The sequence below is a fragment of the Adlercreutzia equolifaciens DSM 19450 genome (assembly GCF_000478885.1).
GTDB lineage: Bacteria > Actinomycetota > Coriobacteriia > Coriobacteriales > Eggerthellaceae > Adlercreutzia > Adlercreutzia equolifaciens.
Genome location: NC_022567.1, coordinates 2,174,212 through 2,200,554 on the forward strand (window position 1 = coordinate 2,174,212; position 26,343 = coordinate 2,200,554).

Annotated in this window: 24 protein-coding genes; 15 read left to right on the forward strand and 9 right to left on the reverse strand. The window is 64.1% G+C overall.

Annotation, left to right across the window (positions count from 1 at the left end; genetic code table 11):
- Positions 1–147: 147 nt before the first annotated feature.
- From AEQU_RS12135 to AEQU_RS08680, 3 genes are all read right to left on the reverse strand, one after another.
- Positions 148–1,344 (reverse strand): DNA-deoxyinosine glycosylase, encoded by a 1,197-nt coding sequence (locus tag AEQU_RS12135; RefSeq protein ID WP_022740552.1) that lies wholly within the window; start codon positions 1,342–1,344, stop codon positions 148–150.
- A gap of 68 nt (positions 1,345–1,412) precedes the next feature.
- Positions 1,413–2,540: a DUF1648 domain-containing protein gene (locus AEQU_RS08675; protein ID WP_022740553.1), complete on the reverse strand. Its 1,128-nt coding sequence runs from the start codon at positions 2,538–2,540 to the stop codon at positions 1,413–1,415.
- Entirely contained in the window at positions 2,537–3,067 is a 531-nt protein-coding gene (locus AEQU_RS08680; protein ID WP_022740554.1) for a GntR family transcriptional regulator, read from the reverse strand. Before AEQU_RS08680 ends, AEQU_RS08675 begins: the two co-directional genes overlap by 4 nt.
- A gap of 233 nt (positions 3,068–3,300) precedes the next feature.
- On the opposite strand from AEQU_RS08680, the gene AEQU_RS08685 reads away from it, so the two are divergent.
- From AEQU_RS08685 to AEQU_RS08730, 9 genes are all read left to right on the forward strand, one after another.
- The gene (locus AEQU_RS08685; protein WP_022740555.1) at positions 3,301–4,293 is read left to right on the forward strand and encodes a CPBP family intramembrane glutamic endopeptidase; all 993 of its coding nucleotides are present in this window, start codon (positions 3,301–3,303) and stop codon (positions 4,291–4,293) included.
- A gap of 88 nt (positions 4,294–4,381) precedes the next feature.
- Positions 4,382–4,762, forward strand: a complete 381-nt coding sequence (gene crcB, locus AEQU_RS08690; protein WP_022740556.1) for a fluoride efflux transporter CrcB — start codon at positions 4,382–4,384, stop codon at positions 4,760–4,762.
- 241 nt (positions 4,763–5,003) lie between these two features.
- Positions 5,004–5,432, forward strand: coding sequence for an MOSC domain-containing protein (locus tag AEQU_RS08695; protein WP_022740557.1), 429 nt, complete (start codon positions 5,004–5,006; stop codon positions 5,430–5,432).
- A 665-nt stretch (positions 5,433–6,097) separates the two neighbouring features.
- Complete coding sequence (locus tag AEQU_RS08700) at positions 6,098–6,853, forward strand: carboxymuconolactone decarboxylase family protein (RefSeq protein ID WP_022740558.1); 756 nt, start codon at positions 6,098–6,100, stop codon at positions 6,851–6,853.
- A gap of 476 nt (positions 6,854–7,329) precedes the next feature.
- Positions 7,330–8,505 (forward strand): SLC13 family permease, encoded by a 1,176-nt coding sequence (locus AEQU_RS08705; protein ID WP_022740559.1) that lies wholly within the window; start codon positions 7,330–7,332, stop codon positions 8,503–8,505.
- A 186-nt stretch (positions 8,506–8,691) separates the two neighbouring features.
- Entirely contained in the window at positions 8,692–8,910 is a 219-nt protein-coding gene (locus AEQU_RS08715) for a type II toxin-antitoxin system Y4mF family antitoxin (protein ID WP_022740560.1), read from the forward strand.
- Positions 8,911–8,912: 2 nt separating this feature from the next.
- Positions 8,913–10,187, forward strand: coding sequence for a HipA domain-containing protein (locus AEQU_RS08720; protein ID WP_022740561.1), 1,275 nt, complete (start codon positions 8,913–8,915; stop codon positions 10,185–10,187).
- 255 nt (positions 10,188–10,442) lie between these two features.
- Entirely contained in the window at positions 10,443–10,895 is a 453-nt protein-coding gene (locus AEQU_RS08725) for a hypothetical protein (protein WP_022740562.1), read from the forward strand.
- A gap of 148 nt (positions 10,896–11,043) precedes the next feature.
- A complete protein-coding gene (locus AEQU_RS08730) occupies positions 11,044–11,796 on the forward strand; it encodes an SDR family NAD(P)-dependent oxidoreductase (protein ID WP_022740563.1) in 753 nt (250 codons plus the stop codon).
- 263 nt (positions 11,797–12,059) lie between these two features.
- Here the strand turns inward: AEQU_RS08730 and AEQU_RS08735 are convergent, their stop codons facing one another.
- Positions 12,060–13,544, reverse strand: coding sequence for a S10 family peptidase (locus AEQU_RS08735; RefSeq protein WP_022740564.1), 1,485 nt, complete (start codon positions 13,542–13,544; stop codon positions 12,060–12,062).
- 165 nt (positions 13,545–13,709) lie between these two features.
- Positions 13,710–15,557: a flavocytochrome c gene (locus AEQU_RS08740; RefSeq protein WP_022740565.1), complete on the reverse strand. Its 1,848-nt coding sequence runs from the start codon at positions 15,555–15,557 to the stop codon at positions 13,710–13,712.
- A 348-nt stretch (positions 15,558–15,905) separates the two neighbouring features.
- Between AEQU_RS08740 and AEQU_RS08745 the strand changes: the two genes are divergently transcribed.
- Positions 15,906–17,603 carry an FAD-dependent oxidoreductase gene (locus AEQU_RS08745; RefSeq protein WP_022740566.1) on the forward strand — a complete coding sequence of 566 codons (1,698 nt, stop codon included), beginning with the start codon at positions 15,906–15,908 and terminating at the stop codon, positions 17,601–17,603.
- A 74-nt stretch (positions 17,604–17,677) separates the two neighbouring features.
- Here the strand turns inward: AEQU_RS08745 and AEQU_RS08750 are convergent, their stop codons facing one another.
- Complete coding sequence (locus tag AEQU_RS08750) at positions 17,678–18,472, reverse strand: ZIP family metal transporter (RefSeq protein ID WP_022740567.1); 795 nt, start codon at positions 18,470–18,472, stop codon at positions 17,678–17,680.
- 233 nt (positions 18,473–18,705) lie between these two features.
- Between AEQU_RS08750 and AEQU_RS12630 the strand changes: the two genes are divergently transcribed.
- Positions 18,706–18,927 (forward strand): 4Fe-4S binding protein, encoded by a 222-nt coding sequence (locus AEQU_RS12630; RefSeq protein WP_022740568.1) that lies wholly within the window; start codon positions 18,706–18,708, stop codon positions 18,925–18,927.
- Positions 18,928–19,104: 177 nt separating this feature from the next.
- Here AEQU_RS12630 and AEQU_RS08760 read toward each other — a convergent pair whose 3' ends face one another.
- Positions 19,105–20,148, reverse strand: a complete 1,044-nt coding sequence (locus AEQU_RS08760; protein WP_022740569.1) for a deoxyguanosinetriphosphate triphosphohydrolase — start codon at positions 20,146–20,148, stop codon at positions 19,105–19,107.
- Between the two features lie 189 nt (positions 20,149–20,337).
- On the opposite strand from AEQU_RS08760, the gene AEQU_RS08765 reads away from it, so the two are divergent.
- The 3 genes from AEQU_RS08765 (at position 20,338) to AEQU_RS08775 (ending at position 24,801) form a co-directional block, all read left to right on the forward strand.
- A complete protein-coding gene (locus AEQU_RS08765) occupies positions 20,338–20,988 on the forward strand; it encodes a putative ABC transporter permease (RefSeq protein WP_022740570.1) in 651 nt (216 codons plus the stop codon).
- A gap of 132 nt (positions 20,989–21,120) precedes the next feature.
- Positions 21,121–23,031, forward strand: a complete 1,911-nt coding sequence (locus AEQU_RS08770; RefSeq protein ID WP_022740571.1) for a fructose-bisphosphatase class III — start codon at positions 21,121–21,123, stop codon at positions 23,029–23,031.
- A gap of 342 nt (positions 23,032–23,373) precedes the next feature.
- Positions 23,374–24,801, forward strand: coding sequence for an APC family permease (locus tag AEQU_RS08775; RefSeq protein WP_158318408.1), 1,428 nt, complete (start codon positions 23,374–23,376; stop codon positions 24,799–24,801).
- Positions 24,802–24,830: 29 nt separating this feature from the next.
- Here the strand turns inward: AEQU_RS08775 and AEQU_RS08780 are convergent, their stop codons facing one another.
- Together AEQU_RS08780 and AEQU_RS08785 are read right to left on the reverse strand one after the other, a co-directional pair.
- Positions 24,831–25,358 carry an adenine phosphoribosyltransferase gene (locus AEQU_RS08780; protein WP_022740573.1) on the reverse strand — a complete coding sequence of 176 codons (528 nt, stop codon included), beginning with the start codon at positions 25,356–25,358 and terminating at the stop codon, positions 24,831–24,833.
- Between the two features lie 130 nt (positions 25,359–25,488).
- The gene (locus tag AEQU_RS08785; protein ID WP_022740574.1) at positions 25,489–25,809 is read right to left on the reverse strand and encodes a rhodanese-like domain-containing protein; all 321 of its coding nucleotides are present in this window, start codon (positions 25,807–25,809) and stop codon (positions 25,489–25,491) included.
- A 113-nt stretch (positions 25,810–25,922) separates the two neighbouring features.
- Here AEQU_RS08785 and AEQU_RS08790 point away from each other — a divergent pair, with 113 nt between their 5' ends.
- Positions 25,923–26,276: a GIY-YIG nuclease family protein gene (locus tag AEQU_RS08790; protein WP_041714664.1), complete on the forward strand. Its 354-nt coding sequence runs from the start codon at positions 25,923–25,925 to the stop codon at positions 26,274–26,276.
- Positions 26,277–26,343 lie beyond the last annotated feature (67 nt).

Here is a 26,343-nt window from a genome sequence, read left to right on the forward strand (position 1 = left end):
TCCATAAGGCACATGGTCTCGACAGCAAAATTTCAACTTGCGGAAACCTTATAGGGGCCGCACGCATCCGCATCTGCCCCAGCGCAATGCGGGGCAGCAGTTCGGCCCGAGCCCCGCGTATTCTGCGATGGTTAATCCTGGCAAGTTCTAGACAAGCGGCTCGATGTAGGCGATCGGGGCGACCACGACGCGTCCGCAGTGTGCGGCACCGTCTTTGGCGGCAAGACCCGGCTTCGGCACGATCATCGTGACGGTGAGGTCGGCGCGCACGGCATCTTTCGCCGCGCGGCCCGTCTGGGCCGAAAGTCCGCTCGGCACGTCGGCGGCCACCACGAGCGTTCCCTGGTCGTGAGCGACGTTGAGGACGCGGATCCAGCCGTCGAAGGGCGCCTTCACCGTATCGTGGGCGAACCCGGTGCCCAAAAGGGCGTCGATGGCGAGCGGCGCGCCGTCGAGTAAGGCCGTCACCTCCGCGTTCGACGGCGCGAGAACCACCTGGCTGCGCTCGCCCAGGGATGCCGCCGCCTGCAGGGCCGCCGCGCGAGCCGGCTCGGCCGTCAGCTCCTCGGGGGCCTTCGCCGTAACGACCCGCACGGGAATGCCCCAGCGGTCCAGGTACTCCCCGGCCACCCAGCCGTCGCCGCCGTTGTTGCCGTTTCCGCAAAAGATGACTATTTCCTTCGCGCCTTCCATCCCTTCCAAGGCCTTGCGTGCCTCGAAGGCAAGGAAGCGGCCGGCGCGGCGCATGAGAACGTCGAGCGGCGTGCCCGCCTCGGCGATGGCCCGCTCGAGCGCCACCACTCGGGGCACCTCGAGCACGGGAGGCTTGAAGGGAGTCACGGCCTCGGCCACAGGGCGATAGGCTTCCACGAGCCGCGGCAGCGACCAGGCCGCGTTGGCCGGACTCGGCGAGGGCAGCACATCGGCGGGCAAGCCGCTGGCAGCTTCGCACAGCCTTGCGTAGTAGCGCCCCGCCGCCGCACCCGTGCAGAACACCCGGCGCACCGGCGCCTTTTCCAAAACGCGCGACAGATCGTTGGGGTGGGGGTTGGCGATGGAGGCGTCCGAAGCGCCCCGGATGTCGCAGCTTTCCAGCACGTCCCACAGCGCGATGTGATGGCGCAGCAGCAGATCGGCGCGCTCGGCGTTGTCCTCAGGCACCGGCTCGTCGAACAGCGCAGCGAGCACGCGCCAGAACCGGTTCTGCGGATGCCCGTAGAAAAACGCCGCCTCGCGCGATTTCGGCGAGGGCATCGTGCCCAGCACGAGCGCCTCCGAGCGCTCGTCGAACACCGGCGGAATACCGTGCTCGATATGCTGCAGTGGCTGGGCGCAATCTTTCATGGCAGCCTCCCTTTGCTCCTCGCGCGATGGCCCCGGCGGGACGCGAACGGCCGCTTGCGCCCGACCCCTTAGGTGAGCAGAAGCGACGCCGCGATGAATCCCGCGATCACCAGAGCGAAGCCTACCACAAAAGCCCACGCTGCGGGGCGCCCCAAATTGATCGTCCAACCGATACCGAAGCGTTCGGGCAGAAACAGCGCCGGGTCGTCGGGGTTCACGTAGAAGATGCCGCCCTTCCAATATCGGTCGTTGTCGCGCGGCATGGCGCCGCCGCGCCCGTCGGCGCTCACCCGGGCGAGCAGGCGGCTGCCGTTCTGGCCGTACACGAGACTCACCGCGGTGCTCGCCACCAGTATGACCGCCACCACGACCCCAATGGGCACCAAGGCCTGGGCCATGGAAAGCACGCCGAGAAACGTCAGCTGGATGACGGGTCCCAGCAAGCTCACGAGCAGACCCATGCCGATGAGCATCACGCTCTGAGAGCGGGCGAACATGCCGTAGGCCCAGGCGCTCGCCGCCGGCATGGCGGGGTCGCTGCCCTTTTTCGATCGCAGAATCACCCAATGAGCCACGGTGAGGCATACGGCGATGAGCGCCACGAACAGCACGGGAAACGCGACGATGCCCGGCGACTTGTCGGCCCACTCGGTCACCTTCCCCGCCAAATCCATGTGCAGGGGCACCTTGTCGGGCATGGCGGGATAGCCCACGATGCCCATGGCCAGCGTAATGAGGATCACGGGCACGTACAGCAGATCCCAGGAGAGAGACAAAGGCTTCGGGAAGGGCTCGTCGCCGATAAATCCCGCGCTGCGGCACTCCTCGGCCACCCAGCCCTGAGCCTTTTTGTAGCACTGCACCTTCGCGCGGAAATACAGCATGAGGGCGTAGCCGCCCACGCACAGGACGAGGGCGGCCACGACCAGCGTCGCGACGAAGGCGTGCTCGGGATCGAGCGCAAGGGCTGCCGCGCACGCAATCGTTGCCGCCGCCGCAAGCGCCAGCATGATCGCAAGATAGGTGCGTTTCAGGCGGCGCAGATAAGGATCGCGCGCCGCATCGTCGGGCACCGTGACGGCAAAGCACTCGCGCTTCGGCATGAGGTAGGGCGTGAGCGCCATGAGCACGCCCATGAGGGGAACGACGAGGGTCAAAAGCCCGAGAAGAGGAATTGCGGGAGACGTCACGCTCATTGGGGCACCACCGCCTCGCCCGCGGCTGCAGCCGCACCTGCCACCGACGACGCGCCTGCACCCGCGGCCGCCACCGACGACCCACCGGCAGCCTTCTTCTTCCGCGTCGGGCGCGGGGCGGCCTCGGCATCTTCCATCACCCCGTAGGCGCGGGCGGCCTGAGCGGCGGCCGCTTCCAGAAACTGGCCGCGCGCGCCGCCCCGGGCTCGGAAGGCCAAGGCCAGCTTGAAGAGGTCATCCTCCATCTTCACTTGGGCCGATGCATCGGCGTCAGCGCGATCGGCGGCGGCCGGATCGGCGATCACCGCCCCGGCGCGACCGCGCATGCGCACGTAGCCCTCGTCGCGCAGCACCGCGTAGGCCTTGTTCACCGTGTGTAGGTTGATGCCCAAGTCGCTCGCCAGAGAGCGCACCGAAGGCAGCGACTGGCCCGGCTCCAGCTGCCCGGTGGCGATGCCGGCCACAATCTGGTTGCGTATCTGCAGGTAGAGCGGCTCTGGGGCCGCAGCATCGATGGTGATGAGCATGGGGCGTCCTTTCCGGCAAGAGGCGTCTGCGGCACCGAGCGAACCGACAGAGGCCCCGCGCCCCGCTCGCTGCTGAGCACGATGACAGCCGTCGACGCAATCCCCTTGCCGCAACCTCCATCGCATGGGAGACTTGCCTAACGGTTGACTTCTTGTTCTATTCGAAGTATAACATAAACTGTTCTAGTTGTCATAGAACAAAATCCCACAGCACCGACGAAAGGACTCCCCTCATGAAACGCGCCCTTGTCTTTCTCGCCATCACCTTCGGCATCACCTACGCCTACGACTTTCTCGTGGTGTACCCCATCGCCCAAGGCACCGCCCCCTACGCGAGCGAGTTCCTCTCGCCCGACCTCGCCTACATGGTCGCCGTGGCGCTCACCATGTTCTTCCCCGCCCTGGGCGTGGTGCTCACGCGCCTGGTGACGCGCGAGGGGTTCCGCAACTGCGTGCTGAAACCTCGGCCATGGCGACAATCGCTGCCCTGGTTCGCTGTGGCGTGGTTCGGCCCGCTTCTGTTCGTGATCGCTGGGGCCGTCGTGTACTTCCTCGCCTTCCCCGACGACTTCGACCCGAACATGACCTCCTTCTTCGCCGCCCAACGCGAGGCCGCCGCCGCAAGCGGTGCCGACGGGGCCACCCTGGCCGCCGTCGATGCATCGGCCGCCAACCCGCCCCTGTTCGCCCTCATCCTGCTCGGCCAGTGCGCCATCGCGCCGGCGCTCAACCTCGTCACCACCTTCGGCGAGGAATGGGGCTGGCGCGGCTACTTGATGCCGAAGCTGGCCACGCGACTTTCCATTGTGCCGACGATGCTGGTCACCGGCATTATTTGGGGACTGTGGCACGCGCCCGTGGTGGCCCTCGGGCACAACTATGGCACGGGGTACCCTGGCGAGCCTTTCGGCGGCATTGCGGCCATGTGCGCCTGGTGCACCGTGCTCGCCATCTTCCTCAGCTACGTGACCATCCGCACCGGCTCCACGTTTGCCGCGGCCATCGGGCACGGGGCCGTGAACGGCACGACTAACGGCGTGACGCTGTTCTCGCTTTCGGGCGGCAACCCCTTCGTGGGGCCCTTGTGCACGGGTATCGTGGGCGGCCTTCCGCTTCTGGTCGTAGCCGCGGCCATGCTGTGGAACATGCGCCGCCGCGAGAAAGCCGGAACGCTGCACATCCCCGAAGCCGGCCTCCCCGACGGCATGCGCCGGAGCCGTCGCTAGAGGGGCGCGCGCTCCCCCAATGGCGCAGCGCGTTCTTCCCCGATGGCGTATACTGGGCGCGCGACAGACTGGGAAAGGAGAGCGAGCAATGACGGGGCTTCTATGCGTGGGAGCGGGCGGCGCGCTGGGTGCCATGGGACGCTACAGCCTGGGACTCATCCCGCTGGGAGGCGAGCTACCGCTCATGACGCTGCTCATCAACTTCCTGGGGTCGGTGGCCATAGGGGCCATCGTGGAGACCTCCGAGCTGGCCGCCGGCGCCCTTTCCCGCGAGGCGGTGCTGTTTTTGAAGGTGGGCCTATGCGGCGGATTCACGACGTTCTCCACCTTCTCGCTGGAGACCCTCGAGCTCATCGAGGGCGGCCAATACGCCATCGCCGGCGCCTACGCCCTGGTCAGCGTCGTTTTGTGCGTCGCCGGCGTGCTGGTCGGAAAGGTGCTCGCTCGCGCGCTCATGCCGACAGGCTAGACGCCAGAAGAGCCGCGTCGGGGGCCTTGGCTAAGACTGCTAAAAATTCTAAAGGCTCTAAAACTGGTAAAGGAGCATTCGCTTCTTACTATCCCCGCTTGCAAATAGTCTAGGGGTTCGCTAGAATTTGGGCGCGCCGGCATTCCCCCTTCAGCGTCGTGCAGCGGGTCGGGGGCCAAGTCCTATGCACCGGGTGGGTCGAGAGTGGCGCACGACCCATCGCCAGCGAGAAAGGTGCATCATGGGCGTGATCAAAGCCGTATGCACGAGCGATATCAAGGGAATCCAGAAAACCGAGCAAGCCGCCATCGAGCTTAGGCCCAACTGGGGCATCGAGGGCGACGCCCACGCTGCCCCGTGGCACCGCCAGGTGAGCCTTCTGTCCTTTGAGCAGATCGAGGCATTCAAGAATCGGGGCGCCGAAGTGGGCAACGGGGCGTTCGGCGAGAACATCATCGTCGAGGGCTTCGACCTGAAGAGCCTTCCTGTCGGCACGCGCTTCACCTGCAACGACGTGGTGCTGGAGCTGACCCAAATCGGCAAACAGTGCCACGCCCATTGCGCCATCTACCACCAGATGGGCGACTGCATCATGCCCCGGGAGGGCGTCTTTTGCAAAGTGCTCGCCGGCGGCACCATCGCCCCCGGCGACCTTATCGAGATCGCATAGCAGGTCGCGAAGAGGCAGACAGCGGGGACGCGCAGAATCTAACGTCCCCGTAACTGGCCAAGTAACTCTGCCAGTTTTTCAATAATTGGCAAAGCAACTTGACCAGTTTTGTGAAGGTTAAACTGCGCGGCTACTCGGCGTAGGGGGTAACGAACTCGTCGATGGCCTCTTCCGAGACGCCTGCTTCGAAGCGGCGGCCGGCCCGCCGCTTTCCGCATCGTTTTCCCTATTGTCGCGGGCACTCTCGTCAAAAGCAACTGCGTGTTCGTCATGGCCCATAAAAGATAGGCATAAGAGCACTCACTCACGTTCTCGGTCGACGAACCACCTCGAAATTGCAGCAAATCACCGGTTATGAGCGTCTGGAGGCGCTAACCGAATACAGATTTGAAAGAGCCGTATCACATACAGTCTGTTGACCTGGAGTTTTGCCAAGGGCCTTTTGCGCTGAACTCCTTCGCGCGAGAACCAGACGCTCATAACCGTCAATCTCATGCAAAAACAGGGGGATTCAACGACCGGCAGAAACTTCTTCGCTCTCGCAATTGTGCCTTGACTTTGAGCTTACTCGAAGGTTTAGGGTAACGAGAAATCAAGTGCGCAAAACTTGAAGGCGCGCAATGAGCAGTAGCGTCGGAAACACCCCAAAAGAATCGAGGAACCTCATGCCCAAAGTAGTACAGACCGCCGGCCGCGATGCGCTCGGCACCTTCGCGCCCCAATTTGCCGCCTTGAACGACGATGTGCTGTTCGGCGAGGTGTGGAGCAACGACGACCTCACCCTGAAGATGCGCTCCATCCTCACTGTGACCACGCTCGTCGCCAAGGGAATGGCCGACACGTCCTTCGAGCACCACGTGGCCAACGCCAAGAAGAACGGCGTTTCGGCCCGCGAGATGGCCGCCATCCTCACCCACGTGGCCTTCTACGCCGGCTGGCCCAACGCCTGGGCCGCCTTCCGCGTGGTGCTGAAAGTGTACGCCGAAGACCCGCTGGATCTTGAGAACCCCGAAGCCCACGGCGGTATCTTCGGCCTGGGCAATCCCAACGACGCCTACGCGCAGTACTTCACGGGTCAGTCCTACCTGAACCCGTTGACCGACCCGGAAAAGACCCAATTCATCGCCAACGTCACCTTCGAGCCGAGCTGCCGTAACAACTGGCACATCCACCACGCGGCCGAAGGCGGCGGCCAAATTCTGCTCGTCACCGACGGCGAGGGCTGGTACCAGGAGTGGGGACAGCCCGCCCGCAAGATCGTCGCGGGTGATGTGGTGTACATCCCGGTCAACGTGAAGCACTGGCACGGTGCCACCGCCGACCGTTGGATGAGCCACGTGGCCTTCGAGGCCCCGGGCACCGACTGTTCCAACGAGTGGTGCGAGCCCGTCACCGACGAAGAGTACGCCGCCCTTTCGTAACAGCACGCACGAGTGGCCGCCCAAGTGTCTCGCAAATCGCTGGCACCCTAAACGGCTCGGCTCCGACGCCATCGAAGTAGGAGCCGAGCCGTTCCGCATACTTGCATCGCATTCAAGCATGCGTCAAATATCGAGTTATAAGCGCCTCGCCGCCTCTCGGTCAACGAACCGTTCGGAAAATGCATGAGATCTTGAGTTATAAGTGTCTTGGGAGACATATCCTTCAGTGACCCGGAATAGTCTCGATGCGCGCGAAGCTTTGACCAGGTGTTTTCCAAAAACTTCTTCCGAAGACCGAACGCAACGCAGAGTTCAGACGCTTATAACTCGAGATCTCATGCAAAAAAGGCCTCCCTCGAGAGCAAAACCCTTCCCGGGTGGCTCGGGGCTACTGCTCATCCCGGCAACGGCGCTCTTTGTTTGTGCGACGTTGGGGTACACTACGGGCACTGTCCCGTTTCGAGAAAGAGCGTCCCTTGCGTATCTCCGCCACCACTCCTGCTGCCTTTCTACGCGAGCACGCCGTGCTCGTCGTGGCGGCGGTGGCGGCTGCGGCTTCCGCCCTGGCGGTACCGCCCGACGAGGCTTATCTGGGGTATTTCGATTGGAAGACACTTGGATGCCTGTTCTGCGTGCTGGCCGTGGCGAGCGCCCTGCGGCTCATGGGCGCCTTCGACCGGGCGGCCCGCGCCGTCATCGCACGGTTTCGCAGGCCTGGGCCCCTCGCGCTGGCCCTCGTGCTCACGACGGCCGCGCTCTCGTGCGTGGCAACCAACGACATGGCCCTCATCATGATGCTGCCGCTTTCGGCGGCCACCCTTATGGGCGCGAACCTCCCCCGTCTCGTGACTCCCGTGTTCGTGCTGCAGAGCCTGGCTGCGAACCTCTGCGGCATGATCGTTCCCTTCGGCAACCCGCAGAACCTCTACCTCTATTCCTATTACGGGCTCGGCCTCGGCGATTTCCTGGCCGCTATGGCACTGCCCTTCGCGCTGTCGACCGCCGGCATCGTCGCTTGCACCTGGTGGCTGTGCGGTCAGTCGAACGGCGGCAGTGACCGAGACGATACGCGCAGTCTCGCCGCGCCGATGCCGCTCAGCCGACGGCGCCTGGCAATCTACGGAGCGCTTGTCGCCCTCACTTTGCTGGCCGTATTCCGCATCGTGCCCGTCGCCGCCGCCGTCGCCGTCGTAGCCGCCGCGCTCGCCGCCCTCGACCGGCGCGCCTTGGCCGCCGTGGACTGGGGCCTGCTCGCCACCTTCGCCTGCTTCTTCGTATTCGCGGGCAACATGGCGCGCGTGCCGGAGGTGTCCGCATGGCTCTCGCCCCTCATGGCCGATCACGGCCTGCTCGTGAGCGCCGGCTTAAGCCAGATCATCAGCAACGTGCCCGCCGCTGTGCTGCTCTCCCACTTCACGGGCGCATGGCAGCCCCTGCTCGTCGGCGTGAACATCGGAGGCGCCGGCACGCTCGTCGGCTCACTTGCGAGCCTCATCACGCTGCAGCACTTCACCAGCGTGCGCAAAATCTTCCCTCGAGCGGCCGCACTGCCCGAGCTATCCACCGGTCGCTTTCTCGTCCTGTTCAGCGTGTTGAACTTCGCCTTCCTGGCCCTTCTCTTGATCGCTTGCGGAATGACCTTCTCTTTCTAGCTGCTCCTTTCCGCTTCCGAAGAGCGCACCAATGCGACGGCCACGAGGACGTAAGACGCCAGATAAAGCATAGTCAATTTCTGCGTACGCACGAATTTTGGGATTTCTGCAAACTTTTTCTGCGTACGCATGAATTTGACCGGTCTCTGCCATAATCTCGGCGTACGCAGAAATGAGAGGAGCACCATGAGCCTCGTCTTCACCTCAAAGGATGTCGGCGCAGCCATTCGAGCCGAGCGCAAACGTCAAAAGCTCACGCAAACCGAGCTGGCGGATTTGTGCGCCGTCAGCCTGTCGTTCGTCTCTAACCTTGAGAACGGCAAGGCGACGACCGAACTGGAGAAGACCCTCAAGGTGCTCAACACCCTGGGGCTCGACGTCATGATCGCGAAGCGAGGGGAATAGCCATGGAATTGACCGTTTACCGCGACTTTCCCGAAGGCCCTCTTCCCTTGGGAACCCTCGCGCGAACCGAAGGCGAGATCAGCTTCCGTTATCGCGAGAATTATCTTACCTCCCCAGCTGCCGCCCCACTCTCTCTTTCCCTCCCCTTGCGCACTGAGCCCTATGCAGAGGCAGAACTCACCCCCTATTTCCGAGGCCTCTTGCCCGAAGGGGCGGCCCTGGAAAATCTCTGCCGCAGCCTGGGCATTCCCCAGGACGACTATTTCGCCATGCTTGCCACTTGCGGGCTCGATTGCCTAGGAGACGTCATCATCAATCCCGCTGTCTATACCGAAATGCGCTCCTACGAAGCGGTGTCACTCAACCAAATCAAAGAAATGGCGGGCAAGCCGAGCAAGATCGACGAGTCCTTAGAAACTGCCCGGCTCTCCCTCACGGGAACCCAAAACAAATGCGGCCTCTTTCACGACCCGTCGGCTCCGATCACCGAGGGATGGTACCAGCCCGTCGGAGGCGCGCCGTCGAACTACATCGTCAAATTTGCCCGAGAAGATCTCATTGACCTCATGCAGGTAGAGCACCTTTCCATGACCTGCGCGGCAGCATGCGGGCTCGATGCGGCTCAAACCGCTCTCATCAGTCCGTTGAAGCCTGTCATTTGCGTCGAGCGCTACGACCGTCGGCTTGCCTCGAACGAGACTATCAACGGACTGGCCGCTCCGCTGCGGCGCCATCAGGAAGACCTCACTCAAGCGTTCGGGCTCTTGCCCCACGCGAAGTACCGCGAACTGAAGCCCAGCAGCGTACAGGTTATCGCCGACTTCCTCCGTCGCCGCTCCGCCCAACCGGCCCGAGATCTTCGCGCCTTCGCGAGCCTCATCCTCTTCAATTACCTGATCGGCAACTGCGACAATCACCTGAAGAACCTGTCCATCCTCTACGCTCCCGATTGGCGATCTTTCACCCTTGCTCCCGCCTACGACCTGGTAAGCACGACCTACTTCGCCCGATTCTCCCGCGAAATGGGCATGGCCATTGGCGAACACAGCGACATAGACGAGGTGACGACTGCGGATTTTGCGATTCTGGCCGAACAGCTGGGTGTCGGCATGAAGGTGCTTCGCAGCGTAGCGGATGTCTTTGCAGGGCGCGCCATCTCCGCCCTTCGCAACGAAGGCGCGCGTCTCGGCGGCGAGGGCTATGGCGCTGCCCCTTACATTGCCGACGACATCGAGGAGGACATCGCTCCACGCTTGGAAGTGCTTGCCAGTCTCTAGGGGCATTTCCCAGGCACGCGCAAGCGTGCCTGAGATCTTTCAGCCCCGAAACCCAAGGTCAAAAATCTTGCGATTGCGAAAGATTTTCCAGAGAAACCAATTTGAGGAAAAATCTTTCGCGGTGTGGTGCGTCGATGAGGCTTTGCGCCATACATCCATAAAATGACTTTCAACCCCCGGCCCGCGCTTTCGCCTCCAACGTGCTATAGTGGGCACGTGGCTTCAAACATAGCTGAAACGACAAAAGGGGCCCTCATGATTACCACTGAAGTGGCATTCGCCCGTTCCACATGGCGCAAGTCCAAGGAATTCAGCGCCGGCCTGCACGATCTCGCCCAACGCATGCCCATGGAGCTCGTGCGCCTCTACGTGACCGAAGGCGTGCGCACGCCACGGGTGCGCATCGATTACTACGACCGCATCGACGAACTGCGCGCCCTGCGCCGCGAGGCGCTGCTGGCCGAGATGCGCCATGTGGAAGCCCAGGCCGAGTGCTGGCTGGAAGAGCACCCCGACGAGGCGGCCCGCATCGCCGCCGAGCACCGCCGCACCCAGGCCACGCCGGAGATGCTTTTGGGCACCGCCGTCGTCAACGGCGACAGCCCCGCATTCGGCTTCACGCCCGAGACCTACCTGATCGCCCCCAGCCTTCGCGTTTACGAGCTGTTCATGTGGTACGACGAGAACGAGCGCTGGACGCGGAATTAGCAGCTGCCGACTTGCGCCCCGCCCCTGCCCTCGCCCCTCTCTGCCCCAGCTTCCGCTCCGAGCCTCTCGCTTTGTAACCGCCCCGAAACCAACGGGGCGGTCCCCCCGCGGTATGATTATGCGAGTTTACCCAAGAGAAAGGACGCCCATGGGCATCGTAGAAGGCAAGGTGGCCATCGTCACCGGCGGCACACGTGGCATCGGATTCACCATCGTGCGCGAGTTTTTGAAGAACGGCGCAAAGGTGGCGCTGGCCGGATCGCGCCAGGAGACCGTGGATGCGGCGCTCGCCAAGCTCGCCGAGGAGGGCTTCACCGACAACGTCATGGGCATCGCGCCCGCACTGACCGATCCCGACTCCGTGGCGGCGGCCTTCGCGTCGGTGGTCGATCGCTTCGGGCGCTTGGACGTGCTGTGCAACAACGCCGGCGTCAGCTCCCGCACACCGCTGGTCGATTACACCCTGGAGGAGTTCAACAAGGTCATGTCCATCAACGTGACCGCCGTGTTCGTGTGCACCCAGGCGGCGGCCCGCATCATGATCGAGCAGGGCGAGGGCGGCGCCATCGTGAACACGAGCTCCATGGTGGGCAAGTACGGCCAACCCTCCGGCTTCGCCTACCCCACGAGCAAGTTCGCCGTAAACGGGCTCACGCTGTCGCTCGCCCGCGAGCTTGCCAAGCACAAGATCCGCGTGAACGCCGTGGCCCCGGGCGTCACCCACACCGACATGGTGGACGCGCTGCCCGACTCGGTCATCAAGCCGCTCATCGAGTCCATCCCGCTGGGTCGCATGGGCGAGCCGGAGGACATTGCCTGCGCCTGCCTGTACCTGGCCAGCGACATGTCCAGCTACGTTTCGGGCGCCGTGCTTCCCGTCGACGGCCTGTCGCGCCCGTAAGCATTTCGCAGCCCGATTGCCCCGCAGCCCAACCGCGGCCACCCGCGAAAAACGGCCACCGCGCAAGCAACAGCCCCGAATTCTGGCAAGTTTTTCGAAGTTTTCGACATCAGAATTCCCGGCACCCCGAGCGCAGGCAACAAAAGGGCCGGAAACCATCCCAAAAAGAGTGGTTTCCGGCCCTTTCTCATGCCTCTAAATCGTTGCAATCAGCGTTGCATGTCAAAACCCTCGAAAAACTTGCCAGAAAATGGGCTTCTTCCCTACGCCTCGTGGCGCTTCTCGTAGAAGGCGGCCAGCTCCGGGGCCATCTTCTCCAGAGTGGGCAGGTCCTCGTAGGCCATATGCCCGTTCTCGTGCACCTTGTACTCGATGCGGCTCGTGATGGACTCGGGCAAAAACATCTTCGAGATGGAGTGCTTCACGTTCCAGAACGGCGTGGCCGCATCGTGGATGCCGCCGAAGAACAGCACGCGGCAGAACGGGTTGCGGCGCAGGGCCGTGCCCATATCGTAGGCGGTGTTCGGGCACACGGGGCTGCCCATGGTGCCGGGCGCCTGGTGCGTCCAGTTCCACTCCTCGTTCACCTTCATGGAAAGCAGCATGTTGATCGGCGAGCCCTTAAAGCCCGTCTCCTGGACGAGCTTCATCCAGGCGGACTGGTCCGGCGTCATGATGGCGTCGCCGGAGGGATCCTCGCCGGCGAAGAACTCGTTGTCGCCCTGCACATCCATGTAGGCCGGCTCGGTGAAGCGCGTATCGTAGCGGCCGGTGAACAGGCCCTCGTCGGCCATGATGGTCTTGCGGAAGGTGTCCAGCTCGATGCGCAGGTGCTTGCCCTCGATGAACTCGGCCGGAAGCCCGATGAGCTCGCTCATCTCGACGGCCAGCTCGTGCTCCTCTTCCGGAGTGATGGAGTCGCTCGCGATGAGGGCGCGACCGTACTTCTCATCGACGAACTTCCAGGCGCGGTCGAACCACTCGAACTGGTCGACGCCGGCGCCGGCCTTGCCGAAGTAGTTGGCCGTGGCGGCGTAGACCGGCAGCATGCCCATGTAGTACAGGTCGTTGCCCGAAAGCGTCGGCGCGTAATCGAGAATGGTGGACTGCTCGATGACGCCGGTCAGCGCGATGCCGCGCTCGCCGAGCACGCGCATGAGCACCGAGTTGCGCATGGTGCCGTAGGACTCGCCGTACAGGTACAGAGGCGTATTCCAACGCTCGTGAGTGGTGAGCCACTGGGCGATGCCGCGCATGAAGGCGTCAGCGTCGCCGTCGACGCCCCAGACCTTCTTCGGGTCGTACCCCTCGGCCACCTTCGAGTAGCCGGTGCCCATGGCGTCCAGGTACACCAGGTCGGTCGTGGGCAGAAGCGAGTAGGGATTGTCCTCGGGCTTCGTGGGGCAGGGCAGCTGCTTGATGGTGTTGATGGGCACGCGGCGCGGACCCAAGCCGCCGATGTTCACCATGGCCGACGAGCCGCCCGGGCCGCCGTTCCAGCAGAAGGTGACGGGGCGATCGGACTTGTCGGCCGCATCGCTTACGTAGGAGAGGGCGAACATGTACCCGATGAGCGTGCCGTCGTCGGTGTGCAACGGCAGCATCTCGGCAGTGGCGGTGTATTTGATGGTCTGCTTGCCGTCAGTCCAGGTCATATCCTTGCTGGCCGGCTCAGGAACGGGCTGCTCCGGTTTGGCGCTCTTCCCGTCGTTCATGGTGACGGTGAAGGAGGGGCTTGTCTCTGCCATAATGGCTCCTTACTCGCGTTGAGGCGCCCGGCCGCAGGGTCGCGCGCACGACTAACAACGCTGAGCCTACACGCATCGCCGATGCAGAAAGGCCACGGTCGCCCCCTGTCACGAAACGCGGGGGCAGCCGTGGCCGAATCGTGAACTGACCGGACAGTCAGCTCTTTAGGCGGCGTAGTCGGCGGCGTTCTTGCCGGCGATGCGGCCGAAGGTGTAGATATCGGTCATAGAGCAAGAGCCCAGACGGTTCGTGCCCATCTTGTGGCCGGCCACCTCTCCGGCGGCATACAGGCCGGCGATGGGCGTGCCCTCTACGGTGAGCACCTCCGCCTCGGGCGTGATGTGCAAACCACCCATGGTGTAGTGCACGGCGGGCTTGCAGGCCATGAGGTAGTAAGGGCCGTCTCCGATGACGTTCATCTCGGCGCTGTAGCCGAAATCCGGATCCTTCCCGTCGGCGCAGTACTGGTTCCACTTCTCGACGGTCTTCTGCAGCTCAGCGGCATCGACGCCTTGGGCCTTCGCCACGTCCTCCAGCGTATCGCCTTTCACGATAACGCCGCGAGCCTCGCTGTTCTCGTACTCGTCGGCATGCTGCTTGAGCAGCCCCGTCTCATCGGCGGCCGCCTGATCGAACAGGAGGAAGGCCACGCCGTCGGTCTGGTTCTTGATGCCGTTGGAAATGACGTCGCGGCGATCGAGCTCTTGCACGAAGCGGTCGCCCTCCCTGTTCACGAGGATGCCATGGTTCTCCAGGCGCACGTCGCCGACGTACAGCAGCGCGCCCGTTTCGGGATCGCACACCGGATAGGTCTGGATGTACTCCATATCAATGGTGTCGGCGCCGATCTTCTCGGCCATCACGATGCCGTCGCCCTGGGCGGCCACCGAGTCGGTGGAGAGGATCTTGTCGTCCATCTCGGGGTTGTACTTCACGCGCATATCGACGTTGGAGCCGAAGCCTCCCGTCGCCAGCACCACGGCCTTGCATTTCACCTCGGACGTATCGCCCGTCACGGGATTCTCCACTTTCACGCCCGTTACGGCGCCCGCATCGTCGGTGACCAGCTCGACGGCCTTGGTGTTGTCGATGAGCACGATGTCGTCCATGCCGTTGACACGGTTGGTCAGCTTCGTGGTCATCTCCGACCCGGAATGGGTGATGGGGATGATGGAGCGCTTGATGTTGTGGCCGCCGAACTGCATGAGGTCGTGCTTCCAGGAGACGCCGCCCTCGTAGGTGAGCCAGTTGGCGGAATCGAGCGCGCCGTTGGCGATGATGGCCACCAGCTCCGGATCGCCCTTGTTGTCGCCGCCGACGAGCATGTCGGACACGAGGTTCTCGGGGCTGTCCTCTATGCCCTGCGTCACCTGGATCCAGTTGCCGGGCACCGCCATTTCGCCTCCCGAGAGGGCCGTATCGCCGCCGAAGACACCCATCTTGTCCATGAGCACGACGCTCTTGCCCTCATTGGCCGCCGTAATGGCCGCCGCGAAGCCGGCACCGCCCGCGCCTATGACCACGACGTCCGCCTCTTCCGGGAGCTCAACGTCGCTCACCCAAGCGGCTGGCTCGCGATTCTTCCAATCGTCCGCGCTCTCCCCCATCGCATCCAGGGCGCTGCCCACGGCGGTGAGGAAGGCCATCGAGGTAAGCGTGGCGCCACTGATGGTGTCTACCGCAAGCGTCTGATTGTCGATGATCGCTTGGGTCATCTTCTCCATGGCCACATCGCCCATACCCGGCGTCTCACGGGAATCGAGCACGGTGATGCGATCGATAGCGCCGTCTTTGGCCGATACCTCTACCGTGAACTCGCCATGCTTGCCCATACCGGTGCCGATAGCCGTTACCTCGCCATCGGCGTTCTTGTCGTTGCCGGCAGCGGCCTCCCTCTTCTTGGCCGCAGCCTCTTCATGGCTCATGGGCGCACAGCCGGCCAGAGCCAGCGTGCCTCCCAGCGCGGCAAGAGCGCTTCCTGTGAGAAATTGTCGACGAGAACAACCTGACATAATAACCTCCCTAGGTCGAACTTCGAGCGAGCGTGCTGGTACGTCACCTGCTTCTTGGGGATTTCACCGATTTGGTACCAAAAACGTATCAACATTGACGGTTTTTCATCGTTTTCGCTCCCTTCGATGGCTCCATCATAGACCCATCACACGAGCTTGCGGCGAAGTACCGCCATCCTCTACCGACCCGTTGCCACCCTGCATCCAAGCGTTGCCGCTTCTCCACCGGCCCGTTACCTGCCCGTAAAAAGACCCACCGCGCCACGGGCAATCGCCGAGGCGAGAACGCTGCCCGCAGCGAGGCTCTGCTATGCTACGGGCAAGAGAAAACGCGAGAAGGGAACTTCCATGAAAGTTGTTATCGTAGGAGGCGTGGCCGGCGGCGCCACGGCGGCGGCCCGGCTTCGGCGCCTCGATGAGGCGGCCGAGATCGTCGTATTCGAGCGTTCCGGCTACATCTCGTACGCCAACTGCGGCCTGCCCTACTACATCGGCGGCACCATCGCCGACAAGAGCGCCCTCACCCTGCAGACCCCCGAAAGCTTCCGCGCCCGCTTCAACGTGGACATGCGCGTACGCCACGAAGTGGAGGCCATCGACGCGGCGCGCCATGTGGTGACCGTGCGCAATCTGGAAACCGACGAGGTGTTCGAAGAGCCCTACGACAAGCTCATCCTCTCACCCGGCGCCCGCCCCACGCGCCCGGCCCTTCCCGGCGTGGGGCTCGACCGCCTGTTCACGCTGCGCACCGTGGAGGACACCTTCGCGATGAGGGAGTTTATCGATGCAGAAAGCCCGCGTTCGGCCGTGGTGTGCGGCGGCGGTTTCATCGGCCTGGAAGTGGCCGAGAACCTGCGCGAGCTGGGGCTGGACGTGACCATCGTGCAGCGCCCGCGCCACCTTATGAACCCCTTCGACGCCGATGCGGCCGCCCTCATCCACCAGGAGATGCGCGCTCACGGCGTACATCTGGCACTGGGCCGTTCCGTGGAGGGATTCGAAGAGCGCGACGGGGGCATCGACGTTCTTGTGGCCGGCGAAGAGCCGTTGCACACCGACATGGTGGTGCTCGCCATCGGCGTCACGCCCGATACGGCCCTCGCCGAGGCAACCGGACTTGAAACCGGCATCAAGGGCAGCATCGTCGTGAACGATCGCATGGAAACCGGCATCGAGGACATCTACGCCGTGGGCGACGCCGTGCAGATAAGCCACCTCGTCACCGGCGACGACGCGCTCATCTCGCTTGCCGGGCCGGCCAACAAGCAGGGGCGCGTGGCAGCCGACGTCATTTGCGGGCTGAACAGCCGCTTCGCCGGCGCCCAGGGCACCTCGGTCATCAAGGTGTTCGATCTCACGGCCGCTGCCACCGGGCTTTCCGAGGCCGCTTGCGAGCGCGCCGGCATCGCGCACGACGCCGTGGTGCTCTCCCCTATGAGCCATGCCGGCTACTACCCCGGCGGCAAGGTCATGACGCTGAAGGTGGTGTTCGAGCGCGAGACCTATCGCCTGCTCGGCGCCCAGGCCATCGGCTACGAGGGCGTCGACAAGCGCATCGACGTTCTGGCCACGGCCCTGTTCGCGGGACTCTCCGCGATTCAGCTGAAGGATCTCGACCTCGCCTACGCGCCGCCCTACTCTTCCGCGAAAGACCCGGTGAACATGGCCGGCTTCATGGTGGAGAACCTCGCCTTGGGGCTTGTGTCCCAGTATCACTGGGACGAGGTGGCCGACCTGCCGCGCGACGGGTCGGTGCAGCTCATCGACATCCGCACGCCTGCCGAGTTCGAGCGCAGCGCCCTGCCCGGCTTCCGCAACATCCCCCTGGACGAGCTGCGCGAGCGCTTAGGCGAGCTGGATCCCGCGCTGCCCGTGCGCCTCGTCTGCCAAAGCGGCCTGCGCAGCTACGTGGCCGCCCGCATGTTGGCGGGCCATGGGTTCGCCGACGTGAGCCATTTGGCCGGAGGCCTGCGCTTCCACGACATCGTGACAGGCGACGCGCGCCTCATCGAGCACGCCACCCCCTGCGGGGCCGACGCCCGCTAGAGGCGCGCGCACGTGCCGCTTTCTGCCAATGCGAGAACCCGTTTAGGGGATGTGCGGCGGCGCGCATCCCCTTTCTACCCCAGCGCCACATCGAGCACCATCATGAGCACGAAGCCGAAGGCGACGCCGATGGTGCCGATGTTGGTGTGGTGACCTTGCTGCGTTTGGGGAATGAGCTCCTCGGTGACCACATACATCATGGCGCCGGCGGCAAAGGCCAGAACCACGGGAAGAAGCGGGGTCACGAGCCCCGTGATGGCCACCATGATCGCCGCGCCCAGTGGCTCCACGGCGCCGCACAGCGTGCCCGCCAGAAACGCGCGCGGCCGCGAGAGGCCGTTAGTGGCCAAGGGCAGCGACACGATGGCGCCTTCCGGCACGTTCTGAATGGCGATGCCGACGGAAAGCGCCGTCACCGAGGCCAGGGTGATGGTGGGGTCTCCCGCCAGAAAGCCCGCGAGCACCACGCCCACGGCCATGCCCTCGGGCAGGTTGTGAATGGCCAGCGCCGCCAGCATCATCGTGGGCTTCTTCAGCGTGGAAGCCGGGCCCTCCGGTTCATCGGATCCTACGTGCAGATGGGGTGTGAAGTGGTCGATGGCCAGAAGCAGGAACATGCCGCCGAGAAAGCCCGCGCCCACGGGCAGCCACGAGGGCACCGCACCGCCCTCGGCCGCCTCGAGCGCCGGCACGATGAGGCTCCACACGCTGGCGGCGATCATGACGCCGGCGGCGAAACCCAAGAGCGCCTTGGTGAAGCGCTCGGACATGCCATGGCGCGCGAAGAGCACGAGCGCCGCGCCCAGCGTGTTTCCCAGAAATGGCACAACAAGCGCCACGAGCACACCTGCGACCACGGGATTTTCCATCGTTGCATCCTTTCCAACCCTTTTGACAGCCCTCTCGGCGCTGCCGCGGAACAAGCATAGCGCACCACCGCCGAGGCGGCGGCATCAACCTTCATGCGTTGTTGCCCCGTAGAGAACCAGGCGTGCGACCTGCTACACTGGCATCGGCGCCCAAGGGGGACATCCTGCGACATGGCGTCAACACGATTCGGGGCCAGCCGACGACAGCCGCAACGAGGAGCGAAGGAGAGACGGTGCGCCAGACCTACTACGTCATAGACAGTCGCCTGTGCTGTCGATGCGGGGCCTGCCAGAAGGTGTGCCCCCACGGCGCGCTCACGACGGCCGCCACCGTGCCCGTCATCGACCAGGCGCTCTGCCGCCACTGCGGCATGTGCTTCCGCGCCTGCCGCCTCGGCGCCGTCACGCGCCCCTACGAGCTGTACCACCTGAAGAAGGGCCGCCGCCTTCCCTAGCATGTTTCGCAGCGTTTTGAACCCCCTCCGTAGGGGCTGACCTTGGTCAGCCCTCCCGAGCGGAACAACCGCGCGCAACAAAACAGGGGCGACCGAGGTCGCCCCCTACGGAATAGCTGGCTAACAGGACCGCGAAAGCGAAGTCATCGTGCTTCTGGCCGAGGTCGCCCCTACGGGCTAATACGAAAGGGCGTGGGGGATGAACAGGCGCTGGTAGGTGGCGGTGGCGTAGCGGTCGGTCATGCCGGCGATGTAGTCGGTGACGGCACGCAGATCGTCGCCCTCGGAGATGGCACGGTAATCCTCGGGCACCTCGTCGATGTGCGCGGCGTAGTAGTCGAACAGATCCGCCAGCAAGTGCTTCGCCTTCTCCACCTCGGCCATGACCGAAGGCGCCGTGTACACATTTTGGAACAGAAACGCGCGCAGCTCCATCATGGCGTCCCACACCTCGGGGCTCATGGCGATGTCCCCGGTTTCCGCCGAGGTGCGCACCATATCGGTGACCAGCGTCTCGATGCGAGCGGAGTGGTTGGCGCCGAGCACCCGGTGGGTCGTATCCGGCAGATCGGCCTCGCGCAGGATCCCCGCGCGAATGGCGTCGTCGATGTCGTGGTTCACGTACGCGATGCGATCGGCGGTGCCCACGATGCGCCCCTCGCAGGTTTCGGCCTGCAAGTCGCCCGTGTGGTTCAGGATGCCGTCGCGCACCTCGAAGGTGAGGTTCAGGCCCGCGCCGCCGTTCTCGATGCGCTCCACCACGCGCACCGACTGCTCGTTGTGGCGGTAGAGCGCCGCGGCCTCGGGCGTGCCGGGGGCGACTCCCTTATGGCGCGCGAGGCACTCAGCCAAAGCGGCCTCGCCAGTGTGGCCGAAGGGCGTGTGCCCCAAATCATGGCCAAGCGAGATGGCCTCAGTCAAATCCTCGTTCAGCCCGAGCGCCCGCGTGATGGTGCGGGCGATCTGCGCCACCTCGAGCGTATGGGTGAGGCGCGTGCGGAAGTGGTCGCCCTCGGAAGCGAGGAACACCTGGGTCTTGTGGGAAAGCCGCCGAAACGACTTCGAGTGCAGAATCTTGTCCCGGTCGCGCTGGAAGTCGGTGCGCAGCGCGTCCGGCGCGCTGGAGGAGCGGCGCCCCTCGGTGCCGTCGGCGAAGGCGGCCTCCTCGGAGAGCACCTCGTGCTCCCGCTGCTGCTGGTCTTCCCGATACACAACGCGCATACATCCTCCCTTCCACGGATGTTCCCAGTGTAGCAAATTCCAGAAAGCGCGTTCGGCAACAGGCAAGCAACGTTGAGTCAAAAGCTGAACGATGGAAGCCGATCGCGGCGTCGCGCGGGCGTTTCAGGGAGTACCCTTGAGCTATCGACCGTCCGAAGGGGTCGAAGGAGCCGAAGAGAAGAAGCAGCCATGGCGTTTCTCAGGATACATAAACTGACCGAGAAAGACGAGATAGGCTACTTCGCGCCGCGCACCGGGGATTTCTGGCGCGCCCTCATCGTGTGCTTCTGCCTGTGCTGCATTTTGGGGCATTGGCTCGAGATGCCCTACTGCTGGCTCATGGATCGCCTTTTCGGCATCGTGGCCGACGACTACGCCGTGTGGACCGACCCGTGGTATCACCCCTACTGGGTCTACGGATTCGGCGCGGTGTTCATGACGCTGCTCATCGAGCCTTTGAAAGAGCGGCTGATCCTGCACCGCAAAACGCTGTGGGGCGCGTTTCTGGAATCGCTCGTTATTGCTATTCTCGCGGCCATGGTGCTGGAGCTGGTCATGGGCTGGCTCATCAACCAGCCCGACCCCACGACCGGCGAATACCCCTTCTGGGACAACTCCCAACTGCCGGGCAACGTGTTCGGCCAGGCGTGGCTCGTGAACGACTTCTTCATCGGACTGGCGGCCATGATATATGTATGGGTCATCTTCCCGCTCGTCTGCGAGGGCTTCTCGCGGCTCTCCCCCAAAGCGGCCAACGTCGCCTTCGCCCTCATCATCGTCGGCTTCGCCGCCTGCGTGACCGCCTCGTACCTGGAGCTGAAGCTTTGGGAGAAGTACTAGGGGGCAATGCGGCTCGCCCGCCCTCTCGCATTCCGAAGCGCCAATTTTGCGCGCCCGCGCTGCACAGGCACGCCCAAGCAGATACAATAGGGCGATGCAACTGACACGGGGCATGGGCGCAAGGAGGCGTTTATGGAAGCAAGCGGGCAGGCGTACACGGAGGCACTTTCCGAGCTGTACCCGACACGAGCCGACGTGGCGGCGGAAATCGCGGAGCTGGAGGGGCGCCTTGCGCTGCCGCGCTCAACCGAGCTGTTCGCCTCGGACATCCATGGCGAGTACAACGCCTTCTCCCATGTGCTGCGCGGTGGATCAGGCGCGGTGCGCGCGCTCGTCGAGGACGTTTTCGGCAGCACGCTGAACGACGACGAGAAAGCCGCGCTGCTCGCACTCGCCTGCTATCCGGCCGAACATTGCGCCTACGCCTTGGAGCACGTCGAAGATGCCGACGCATGGCTTGACGAAGCCGCCGCGCGCCTGGCCAAAATCGCCCGTCGGGCCGCCGGCGACCGCACCATCGACGAGGTGCGCGCGCTTCTGCCTGACGACCTCGCCATCGCCGAGGAACTCGTCGCCGGGCGCAGCACGCCGGCCCGGCAGCCCTATCGCGAGGCGATCATCGAAAGTCTCGTCGCCTCCGGCGAGGGCCCGGCCCTCCTGGAGACCCTGGGCACGCTCATCCAGCACCTCGTCGTCGACCAGCTCCACCTCATCGGCGACGTGTACGACCGCGGGCCGGCGCCCCAGCTCATCATGGACGAGCTCCTTTCCTGCCCCAACGTCGATGTGCAGTGGGGCAACCACGACATCCTGTGGATGGGCGCCGCCGCCGGCAGCCCCGGCAGCGTGGCCAACGTCGTGCGCATCTGCGCCCGCTACGGCAACCTGTCCATTCTGGAGGACGCCTACGGCATCAACCTGCGCCCCTTGGCCACCTTCGCCGCCGACGCCTACGCGAACGACCCCTGCACCGCCTTCGCCCTGAAGGGCAACCCCGGGCTTTCCGAGGCCGAGACGCGCCTCACCGAGAAGATCCAGAAGGCCATGGCCGTCATCCAGTTCAAGGTAGAGGCGGCGCTCATCGCCGAGAACCCCTCGTTCGGCCTGGACGACCGTAACCTTCTGCACCTGATCGACCGCGAACGCGGAACGGTCATGGTGGACGGCGTCGAATACGAGCTTCTGGACACGACCTTCCCCACGGTCGATTGGGACGACCCCTACCGCCTCACCGAGGACGAGGCCGCTGTCATCGAGCAGCTGTGCGCCGCGTTCACTGGCAGCGAGCGCCTGCAGCGCCACATGCGCTTTTTCCTGGATCGGGGCAGCCTGTACAAGATAGAGAACGGCAACCTCATGCTGCACGCCTGCGTGCCCCTGGCCGCCGACGGGTCGCTTCTGGAAGTGACCCTGTTCGGCGAGACCTACCGGGGCCGCGCCCTCTACGACATGGTGGACGCCTCGGTGCGCGCGGCGTTCTCGGCCACCGACGAGGCAGAGCGCAAGCGCGGGCTCGACATGCTGTGGTACCTGTGGCTCGGCCCCGGCTCTCCCCTGTTCGCCAAGAGCAAGATGGCGACCTTCGAGCTGTACCTCATCGCCGACAAAGCGGCCCGCAAAGAGGTGAAGAACCCGTTCTACTCGCTGCTCGATGACGAAGCAGTCGTCGACGGCATCTTCCGCGACTTCGGCATGGACCCGGCCACCTCGCGCATCATCTGCGGGCACGTGCCGGTGAAGGTGAAAGACGGCGAGGATCCCGTGAAGGCGAACGGACGGGTGCTGTGCATCGACGGGGGCTTCTCGGCGGCCTATCAGAAGACGACAGGTCTGGCGGGCTTCACGCTCGTTTCGAACGCCGAGGGGCTGTTCCTCGACGCCAACGAGCCGCTCGCTTCCCGTGCCGCAGCCGTGGAGGGCACCGCCGACATTCGCGCGGAACGTCGGGTGCTCGCCGCCTATGACACGCCGCGCACCGTGGCCGACACCGACGAGGGCGCGCGCATTCGCGAACGCATCGCGCTTTTGCGCACCTTGCTCTAATTGCCCGCGCGCCGGCTCCAATTGGCCCACTCTCGGGCAATTGGAGCCGGCACTGCGGCGCTGTCCCAGAAACGCCAAGACGCCGATCGCTTCGCGCAAATAGCCGCCATCGCCGCGAAGCAGCCGTTTGTGCGCATGCACGAAATGCCCCTCGCTAATCCACCCCCAATGGGCTACACTTCGTCCTTGTCGCATTTCTCATACAACGATTGGGGTGGTTTGAGCTTGTCTGCCAAAGATGCGCTCCCTCCGGGCAGCGAAGACTTTTTTCCGCCGACTCCTCCTGACGGGACGATCGGCAACCTCCGCAAGAGCAAGATCAGCGCTCTTGGCATTGCGTTCATGCTCTTCTGCCTGGTATCGGCCGGTGCCTTCGGCATCGAGGAGATCATTCCCTCCGCAGGTCCCGGCCTCACCCTTATCATTCTCATCGTGCTGCCCTTCGTTTGGGCGCGCCCCATCAGCCGCCTTGTGGCCGAAGCCAACGCCATCCTGCCGCGCGAGGGCGGCATCTACGCCTGGGCCAAGGAGACCTTCGGGGAATTCTGGGGCTTTCAGGCCGGCTGGTGGACCTCTATGGACACCTACATCTCATCGGGCGCCTACATCGCCATGGTCGGCGGCTACACCTCGCAGCTGCTCTCGTTGGACGATGCAGGCACCTTCGGCGTGAAGCTGCTCGTCGTGGCGAGTTTCACCGTTATCAACCTGGTGGGACTCGTGGAAGTTGAGCGCATCAGCTCGTTTTTCTCGGTGCTCATTATCCTCGTGTTCGGCATGGCCGTCGTGTTCGGCCTCGTCAACTGGCAAACCAACCCCTTCGACCCCATCTTCGCCACGCCGGAAGCGCCCATGAGCTGCTTGGTGGACTCGCTTTCCATCGGCATCTGGATGTACTGCGGCTACGAGTGCATCGCCGCCATGTCCGGCGAATACGAGGACTCGTCCCGCAATGTGGCGAAGGGCTTCCGCATCGCGCTGCCGCTCATTGCCTTGTCTTACGTGCTGCCCACCCTTGCCTGCCTTGCGGCTTACCCGGCCGGCTCTTGGACCCAATGGGGCATCGACGGCGGCTTTTCGTCCGACGTACTGGGCTACGGCACGATCTTCTCGACGGTGCTCGGGCACTCCGGCGTCGTGCTGTTCCTCGTTATCGCCATTATGAGCCAGTGCACAATTTACAACACGTATCTGGCAAGCGGGTCGCGCAGCTTCTGGGTGCTCTCGGAGGACAATCTGTTCCCTCGCTTCATCCGCAAAGTCGATCGCGCGGGTCGCAGCCCTTATATCGGCGTGCTCACCATTGCCATCTCATCGCTCATCTTCTCGCAGTTCGATTTCACCACCATCATCGAGATGAATATCATCTTCATCTTGGCGCGCTACATGTTCCTCGGCTTCATCGTCCTGAAGCTGCGGAGAATGTACCCCGTACAGGATCGTCCTGCCGACATGTTCGTTATCGGCGGCGGCAAGGTGGGCGTGCGTCTGTACTCGGCGCTGGCTTTCAGCATCGCCACGTTCGCTCTGTGCCTGAACCCCGTCGGGAGCTTCTTCGCCACCGTGGCGTTCCTCGCCTCGGGCGTGGTGGCCTACATCATCTTCAAGAAGATCTACGGAGGCCTTACCGTGGAGAACCCGGTGGCCTACCCGCAGGATCCGCGCACGGGCCTCGCTGTGGGCGATACGCGCCGCATCGGGCTGTTCGCCCTCATCATTGCCGGCCTGTTTGTGCTGAACCTGCTGATCAACCTGCTGTTTTTAGGGTAGAGTCCAAGAAGCGCGACCGTCCGAGGCGGCTACTCGACGGCGACCAGCGAGAACACCTCGGCGTCGGTCTCGGCGGCGATGGCAGCGCGGGGGTTCAGAAAGGCGAGCTCCATGACGAAGCCGAGGCCCGCCAGACGCGCGCCGCTTGCGCGAACGAGTCGCACCATGGCCGTCGTGGTGCCGCCCGTGGCCACCAGATCGTCCACGATGAGCACCACATCGTCGGAGGTGAGCGCGTCGGCGTGAATTTCCAGCACGTCGGTGCCGTATTCCAGCGCATAGGACTCGCGCAGCACCGTGCGCGGCAGCTTGCCCGGCTTGCGGCAGGGAACGAACCCGGCTCCCAGCCGCAGCGCCACGGCCGCGCCCACGATGAACCCGCGGGCCTCGGCGCCCACCACCTTGGTAATGCCGCGATCGGCGAAATGGGCCGCCAGATCGTCTACCATGGCGGCGAAGGCGTCGGCGTCGGCGAAGGCCGGTGTGAGGTCTTTGAACACGACCCCGGGCTTCGGGTAGTTCGGAATGTCGAAGATAAGTTCCTCGTAGGGGCGCATGGGGCATCCTTTCTCGCACCACCTATTTTCGCTGAGACGCACTCGCCTGGCGAGGTTGCGGCCAACTTCGAAGCTTCGCTGTAACCGTCGCGGTCCTCTCCTGTGGGGGCCGTGAGACGACCGACGCCCCCTAGCGCTCCACGTCCCCGCGCCAGCTGCCGATGCCGCCGATGTTGCGCGCGTCGGTGTAGCCCGTCTGCTTGAGGGCGCCGACCGCCTGCTGGCTGCGCGCCCCGCTCATGCAGTACACGAACAGCGGCGTGCTCTTGTCGGGCACCTCGCTCGCGATGGCGCCGATCTGCTGCAGCGGCACGTTCACCGCGCCGGGAATGTGGCCGCCCGCGTATTCCCCCGGCGTGCGCACGTCGACCAATCGCGCGCCGGGCGTCGCGCGGAACTCCTCCACGCCGGCGTTGATATCGGCCGGTTTCAGAAAATCCATCAGTCCCATCGCTGCATCCTCCTTGTGAAGCTGCTCTTGCTTGCTGCCACTTGTGCTACTCTGCATTCTCGCATATTCGCACGCCCTTTCGGACACCAGACTTCAACAGACAGGAAGCATCTATGGATAGCCAGCGCAAACGCGAACTGAAGGAAGCGTATCGCACCAGTCGGCCGCCTATGGGCGTGCTGTCGTTTCGCTGCGTGCCCACGGGAGAGAGCTTTCTTCTGGCATCGCGCAACATCCCCGGCGACACCAACGGCGTGACGTTCAAGCTGAACTCGGACTACCACCCCAACCGGCATCTGCTGGAGCTCTGGCGACGCTACGGTGAGGAGAACTTCCAGGTGGAAGTGCTGGAAGAGCTCGACTACCGCGACGAGTCGGACGATCCCGCCGACTACAAGGAGGAGCTGGAGCAGCTGCGCGATTTGTGCCTCGAGCGCGACGAGAGCGCCTCGCTTCTGTGGAAGTAACCGACTGCACGCGGCTGAACGAGCGACTTCGCGCAAGGTAAACAGCTGCGCCAAAACGAACCTTCGA